At 61.9% G+C, this 7,412-nt stretch carries 7 protein-coding genes; 6 read left to right on the top strand and 1 reads right to left on the bottom strand.

The genetic code is table 11. The features are described 5' to 3' along the window. Positions 1–819: 819 nt before the first annotated feature. On the bottom strand, positions 820–1,914 hold the full coding sequence (locus tag B7G66_RS09080) for a hypothetical protein (protein WP_141313027.1): 1,095 nt from the start codon (positions 1,912–1,914) through the stop codon (positions 820–822). A gap of 707 nt (positions 1,915–2,621) precedes the next feature. Between B7G66_RS09080 and B7G66_RS09070 the strand changes: the two genes are divergently transcribed. The 6 genes from B7G66_RS09070 to B7G66_RS09045 all read left to right on the top strand — a co-directional run bounded on the left by B7G66_RS09070 (position 2,622) and on the right by B7G66_RS09045 (position 6,888). Then, positions 2,622–3,500, top strand: coding sequence for an aldose 1-epimerase family protein (locus B7G66_RS09070; RefSeq protein ID WP_003621564.1), 879 nt, complete (start codon positions 2,622–2,624; stop codon positions 3,498–3,500). Between the two features lie 152 nt (positions 3,501–3,652). Further along, positions 3,653–3,847 (top strand): hypothetical protein, encoded by a 195-nt coding sequence (locus tag B7G66_RS09065; RefSeq protein WP_003621563.1) that lies wholly within the window; start codon positions 3,653–3,655, stop codon positions 3,845–3,847. Between the two features lie 213 nt (positions 3,848–4,060). Then, positions 4,061–4,663, top strand: coding sequence for a hypothetical protein (locus tag B7G66_RS09060; RefSeq protein ID WP_003621562.1), 603 nt, complete (start codon positions 4,061–4,063; stop codon positions 4,661–4,663). Between the two features lie 459 nt (positions 4,664–5,122). Beyond that, positions 5,123–5,761, top strand: coding sequence for a 5,6-dimethylbenzimidazole synthase (gene bluB / locus B7G66_RS09055; RefSeq protein ID WP_040512718.1), 639 nt, complete (start codon positions 5,123–5,125; stop codon positions 5,759–5,761). Then, on the top strand, positions 5,761–6,273 hold the full coding sequence (locus B7G66_RS09050; protein ID WP_003621560.1) for a hypothetical protein: 513 nt from the start codon (positions 5,761–5,763) through the stop codon (positions 6,271–6,273). Before bluB ends, B7G66_RS09050 begins: the two co-directional genes overlap by 1 nt. Positions 6,274–6,408: 135 nt before the next feature. Beyond that, positions 6,409–6,888, top strand: a complete 480-nt coding sequence (locus B7G66_RS09045) for a hypothetical protein (RefSeq protein ID WP_139312526.1) — start codon at positions 6,409–6,411, stop codon at positions 6,886–6,888. Positions 6,889–7,412: the final 524 nt, after the last annotated feature.

The raw sequence follows: 7,412 nt of genomic DNA, 5'->3' as shown, positions 1-7,412 counted from the left end.
AAGACGCCGCCTTTTTCGATCGAAAGGCGGCACCCAAAAACTTTGCCTATTTTCTATCAATGATGTGTTTTCAAACAGTCCCTCATCAATTTTTGTGATGTGGGCCAGCCGCGCTGGCGCACGCAGGGACAGGGACAGGGACAGGATGTGCCATGATCCCTGCCCACAATCATGGACGCGGCCACGATGGGGGGGAGAATAGCGGGGAGGAGAACACCGGGCGGAACATCCATCGGAACAAACCGGGAAATGCCGCGTGATCCCCCCGCAATCCCCACACCCGACAAACTATACACAAAGTTATCCACAGACCTGTCCGGAAATATGTTGGCAAGTCGTACGGAACGCGTTCTGCGACGAATCAGAAAAATGGCGGAAAACCGCCACGGAATCGCATACCACCCCAAAAGGGGAACGGTTATATGACCAAGCAGGCCAAGATACGAGTCCTGTTTGGTAAAAAGAATCCACACCCGCCATCCGTCCACCCCACACCCTGCGCAATGCCGTGCCCCGCATTATGCCACGACTCGTGAAGGAAGCTGTGTCCACCCCTTTCATGCGGGCATTGCATCGCACGACCTGCCCGCTCGCCCCCAGACAAGCGCCCCCGAAGCGCGCCCCCCCCAGATGCGCGCCCAGATGCGCGCCCAGACCGCCGCCGCCCTCACCGGTCCGGAACACACAGGTCGAAAACACATCTCGCAAACACCGCCCGCGAAGACAGGCCGCAAAGACAGACCGCAGCCACAGGCCCCGGATGTCCGCCCCCTCCGCCTGCCGCGACCTGCCGCCGCCGCCAGAAGGGCGAAGGCATGTTCAGGGCACGATGCGCGCCATGTCACGGGCATGGGGCGACAGGTGGGCGGCCCGCACCACATATTCGTCGGCGGGACGGTCCGGGTCCTGCACCGCCATGGCAAGGTCGCGCACGATACGCGTCGCAACCCCCATACGGTAATGCAGCGGGTCCCAGAAACTGTCACGCACATCGGCGATGGGACCGGGAATATCGAAATCCACCACGATGCTGTTGGGCACGCGGGCCATGTCCGCGATGATACGCGCCCGGCACCGGGCAATGGCCGTGGCGCGGGCAGGGCCTGCATGCACCTTCATTTCGCGTGCGACAGGGGGAAACCAGACGATCTTGAGCGTATCATCCGGGATGCGCGCCAACAGCCGGGGCAATAGTGCGAGTGAGGGAGACAACGCGACCGGCGCGGCGGGCGACGCAACCGGCGTGGCCGACAGCCACAGCGCGAAATTCGCGCTGACCCGCGCACGATCATATTGCGCGTCATCGGGGACAAAGCTCTGATACCCATCCGCCCCGGCATGGTCCGCCTTCAGCCCGAATTGGTAAAGCGTCTGGTTCACGGCTTCTTGCAACGCATACAGGTCGAGCATATGCCCATATCGTTGCCATGACGGGGCGGTATAGGCCCATTCCGGCCACTGTTCATGCGGTCCACGCGCGGCATCGTCACCCGACAGGCACCACAGATGGTCAAGGTCGAGCATGATGACCCGTGGTGCGGGATGGGCCTGCATGAACACCCCAAGCAGCCGGTCCTGTTCCCATGCCGTGGCGTTATTCATCGCGAGGTTGACGAAACGCGCGTCGAATTCCGCCCCCATCGCATCGGGCCGGATCAACCGCCCGGTTGAGGTCCCGATCATGGCCGAATCAAACCGTCCGGCCCGTGCCAGCGCGCCCATGGTGTAACGCGCGTTTCCCCCCGTCGGCACGCGCGACAGCGGCAGATGCACCGGCAGGACATCCCACGCATCCACACCTGCGATAAAAGCGAACATCCCCCCCACGCCCGAGAGCACAACCGCAAGCAGCACGATGGCAAAGCTACGCCATGCCCGAAGGGAAGAAGAACAGGAACGGGACTCTATATGCATGATGTCTGATGGCGGCGGTGCGTCGGGCAATGGGGGGAGGGGCGATGATGTGGGGCACCCGTCGTCATGCCTGCGTCGGCCCTGTCCTGTGGCTGTGGCTGTGGCTGTGGCTGTGGCTGTGCGGCTGCCGGTTTTTTATCGTCCGGCCTACATCCTGGCAAATATCAGGGACGTTTTGAAAAGGCAGGATGCATCCCCCCACGGACATCATAAACATTCCTGTCCAGGCTTTGCGCGGAATGTTTTGAACGACATCCCCTTTTTGAAAAAAGACATAGGCCGGAATTTTATCATTCCTTATCAACAGGGTGTTTTCAAAAATACCCTGTCGGGACGCACCGTAACCGGGATATTGACGACAGCCATGACAATGGCCGGATGCAGTTCCCTGAGGTGCCAGCAAAAAGATTCACCCGTAAAAAGATTCATCGGAAACCTGCGTAATCTCACGACGCCCCGGTGCCGGAACCTGTATGCGCCACCGCCGTCAGACGATCCTGTATGCTGTGTCATGACGACAGAAACGGCATGACAGTGGCGGCACGACTGCGGCGGCATGATAATGGCGATACGCTACACCAACACGACACACCGATACGCTACACCGATACGCTAACACCGATACGCTACTGGCGGCCTGCGTGGGGAATCGGGCATTCTGCCCACACGATGCGTGCAATGCCGCACATGACAGAAGGAAACACGCGATGAATGAAGATGTCAGCCACAGCTTTGGCGATTCGCGCCTGCACGCCACGGTACGGGTACATGGGGCGGAACTCTGCGCGCTGCATGATGTAATCGCGGGGTGCGACCTGCTGTGGAATGGTGGGGCGGCATGGAAACGCCATTCGCCCGTGCTGTTCCCCATTGTCGGGCGGCTCGACAACGATACGGCCCTGTTTGACGGGCACGCATGCCGCATCACGCAGCACGGCTTTGCCCGCGACATGGATTTCCGCTGGGTCGAACGCACGGCCGATGGCTGCGTCCTGGAACTGGGGGATACGGCGCAGTCACGCGCGATCTTTCCCTCTGCCTTCCGGCTGAAGATCGCATACCGCATCGCCAATGGCGCGCTGTCGGTGGAATACCATGTCATCAATCCCGACCCGGCACGCACGTTGTCCGCCTCGCTCGGCGCGCATCCGGCCTTTGTGTGGCCCCTGCGTCCCGATGTGCCAAAGGACGCGCACATCATCGAATTCGATCAGCCCGAACCCGAAAATGTGCGCCGCGTCGCGGGTGGCCTGCTGTCGCCCGACCTGTTCCCCACCCCCATCACGGGCCGCGAACTTGCGCTGTCCGAAGACCTGTTCGCGGCGGATGCGCTGATCCTCGACCATCCCGCCAGCCATGGCCTGACCTATCGCATCCCCAACGGGCCGGGCCTGCGTGTGACGTGGAAGGGCTTTCGCCAGCTTGGGCTGTGGATGAAACCGGGTGCGGATTTCCTGTGCATCGAACCGTGGTACGGCATGAGCAGCCCGCAGGATTTCCACGGCGAATTCGCGACGAAGCCCGGCCTGTTCCACCTGCCGCCAGGGCAGGAATGGCACGCGAAATGGACCGTTGCCCCGGTCTGACGCCACACAGGGCACAAGCCTTGCAAAAACATCATGGGACGGGGGAAGGGGCTGCGAAAATATCATATTGTCAGCAGCGAAATCCGGCGTAGCGTCCGCCACAGGAGCAGCTTGCGGCAATCGTGCCCGCCAAGGCTCATGGAAACGCTCAGATGAGTACTTTTCACCTTGCCCCCGCAACCGGCCTTCCCCCCGGCACGCAGGAAACCCGCCATACGGCCGCAAACGTGGTCGCGTGGTTCGCCGCCGCGTTCAAACGTCGCGGCATGATGGAGGTCGCGACACTTAACAGTGTTGCGGTTCCCATGTCGGCCCGCACGGCCGTGGAGGCTGCGAATCGAGGCTGAGGTTCCGGCTCTGTCGCGCCACCGGCCCCGTCGGGGATGGTGTGGCGCGATAAAGCGCATCGGGGATAATGCTTTTCCATGTCCATGGTGCCATAATGTGTGGCGGCGCAGTAATGCGCCGCCACATCTGTTTTCACCACCCGCACCACAGCAGAAGGAACCCCGTGTGAGCGAGCGATATGCAAGCGGGCGATACAGGCACGGACATTCGTGATGGCACGCCGTTACGTACGCCGGGGCGCGGTTGCCACCCTGTCGGGTCTGCTGGTGTGCGTGCCCGCCGCGACCGTCATGGTGACATCCATGCCCCCCGCCGCCCATGCCGCCAGCGTCGGCATCCCCGGCCTTGGCGATTATGCGCAGTTCGGGGTCAACGTCACGGGCAATGGCTCCTTTGGGCGATGCACCGTACAGGTCACATTCGACGCCGCGCGTTTCGCCGCCAGCGCGAAGGTACTGGACAGCATGGGCATCCTCGACAATGTCGATACGACGCTGCTGCGCCGGCGGACCAATTTCTACATGCGCGTCACGGCGGAAGAAATCGCCCCCATCGTGGTGGACCATGCCTTTCAGCGGTTTGGCCATACCGACCTGTGCCATTTTGAATTCACATCGCATGACGGGTGGATGTACGGTGGGGGGGCAGGGACGCTTTTCATGAAATTCACCATCACCGGCCGCACCGCGACACAGGTGGACTGGTACAAGGCCAGTTTTGATGAACTGCATGAAGTGGCCAGCGGGTTCTGGGAGGACGCAGCATTCGCCGGCCCGGCACAGCCTGAGGAACCGGCATTCGGACGCCGGTATTAACGGACCCGGTACTTACGGACACAGTACTTTACGAACACAGTACAAATCGCCACCTGGAAACACCCCTTGAGAAGAGATGACAAAAACTCCGGTCGCTACCTTTTTCAATCCTGCGGCATCTTACAGTGCTTTTTGAAACAAGCCCCCGACGGTTTTCATCATCCCCTTTTCTCATCCCCGTGGGATACGGTCCCCCGCGTTGCACACATCCACCGGATGGCAGGCCCCCGGCGGCAGGCCCCGGCATGATCGGGCTCCCCACGATGTTTCCCGATGGCGCCTTCCCTCGACACCAGGGACGCCTGCCGAAACCCTGGCAGAGGGACAGCATCAGGGATGACACGACCGTCAATGGATGAAACCCGGTTTCCCCTTTCAAACGGCCCCATGCCAGCCACAGGCGGCATTCCGGCCATCGGCACATCGCGCCGCGATCCCACCCCCCACAAAGGAAGCGTCATGACCCAGCCCGGATTTTCCGGCACGTTCACCAAGGAATTTGAAACCCTGCTGCGCTGGCGGCGCGACGTGCGGCATTTCCGGCGCGACCCTGTGCCCGCCCCGGTGCTGGACGGGCTGCTGGCGACGGCATGCCTTGCCCCTTCGGTCGGGCTGAGTGAACCATGGCGCTTCGTCCGGGTGGATGACCCCGCACGCAGGCAGGCGGTGCGCGATGATTTCGCACACTGCAACGCCCATGCGCTTGCCGCGCGCGATGGGTCCGACGCCAGCGATTACGCGCGCCTGAAACTTGCGGGGCTGGATGACGCCCCCCACCATGTCGCGGTGTTTTCCGACAATGACCCGACACAGGGACGCGGGCTGGGTCGGGGCACCATGCCCCAGACCACCACATGGTCCACCGTCATGGCCATCCATACCTTCTGGCTTGCCGCGACGGCGGCGGGCGTGGGCGTGGGGTGGGTGTCCATCATCGACCCGGCGCGCGTGACCGCGATGCTCGACGTTGCGGCGCAATGGGAACTCGTGGCGTATCTGTGTGTGGGATATCCGCAGGACCCCTCCGACATGCCCGAACTGCAACGGCGGGGATGGGAACATCGTGACCCCGAACGCCAGCAGTGGATCAACCGCTGATGCCCCCGCCCCCCGCACGCCATGCCGGACGGGGGGCGGGAATGGCCATCATGGCGGCGTGGGTGGCGATCATGGCGGCATGCCTGCCCATGGGCCATGGCGCGCGGGCGCAGGGATGGGACAATGCGGGATGGGGCAATGCGGGATGGCCCGGCGCACTGTCCCCCTCCATGCCGGGCGTGATGCACCCGCAGGCCGCGGCCGGTGCGCAGGCATGGCAGGGCACACTGGCGCATATGCGCGCGGCCCATGATGCGGCCCGTGCCACCTGGTCCGCCGATGCACATGCCGCCGCCGCCGCACGCCGGGACATGAACCGCCCCACCCCCGGTCGCGACGCGCCGGACAACACGGACATGCCCGATCGCACCCCAGATCGCAGCCCAGATCGCACCTCGGACGCCGCGGCCATGGGCCATGATCGCGACAGTCGCGATCCCTATGCCCAGGACTGGGCGCGTTTCACGAACGAAGAAGCCCACCTGCGCCAGCAGATGCGCCACACGCCCTGATCGCGGCCCCACCACGCGGCATATGGATGAGACAACCGGCGGGAGACCATCGCATCCGCGCCGAAGGTATGATACGGATGCATGGATGCTGTCGGCCTTATGTGCCGGTCCTGCCCCAGTCTGGAGAATGCCTGCGTGTCGGCTGCCGTTCCGTCCTGCCACCCGCCTGCGCCACCGCCGCCCGACCGGTCCGACATGGCCCCCGATGCGGCCATGGTGTACGCGCATCGCCCCGCGCTTGCCGCGCTGCGACGCAGTGGCGCGATCGTGGACGCCCATGCCCTTGCCGCCGAATTCTGGGCCATTGATTACGCCATCGGGTTCATGGGCCATAACGACCCGCAGATGGAACGCGCACCCGGTCGCCACCCCACGCACGAAGGCCCATCGCACAGCAGGCTGGGCGCGATCGAACGTTACAAATACATCCGCACGGCCATTGGCACGCGATGCGAAAAGCTGCTGGTCCTGCTGATGGTGGAGGGACGGTCAATGCCCGCCATCGCCAGCCATTTCGGCACGGAACAGGCCCATGTGGCGGGCGCGCTGGCGCTGTTGCTGGATATGCTGGTGGATCATTACGATGAAATGCCCGGCCCCCTGTGGAAGGGATAAGACACCCCGGCGCGCGCCATGCGCAGCACACCATGCGCGCCATACCATAAAAACGGTCCATACAGGCGGACCCGGCATCCCACTGGAACATGAAGACATCATTTGAAACAGCCCGTTGATGAAAAACGGTAAATATTCAGGCGTTACTTTAACCTTGTAGAAATGCAATATATTGCAAAGCCATGTCGGTAAACGCTTTGCCAAAGACTGCCTTCATTCCCGTGGGGTATTGCTACACACCGTTCAAACGGCCCCTGACATCCTGTCGGATTGGGGGCTGACATCGACCGGCTTCATAATTTGTGAAAAAATTGCAATTCCAACTGGCATTAAACCGAAAATACTATTTTATATTTTGGGAATGTTCTTTCCAAAAAGTCACCACCCCAACAGAATTCCAACAGTTTTCGGCCATGTCTGTTTCAAAATAGCTGGAACCAATGATCTTTCTGAGACGCTGTTTGAAAAGTCAGGCTCAAGAATATCCTGAAATCATAAAGGTTTTTGGTGAAGCTTTTTCCAAA

It is taken from the genome of Novacetimonas hansenii JCM 7643 (assembly GCF_000964405.1).
In the GTDB taxonomy this organism is placed as follows: Bacteria; Pseudomonadota; Alphaproteobacteria; order Acetobacterales; family Acetobacteraceae; genus Novacetimonas; species Novacetimonas hansenii.
Note: the sequence above shows the minus strand (reverse complement) of the source record. Positions and strands in the feature narration are given on the sequence as shown.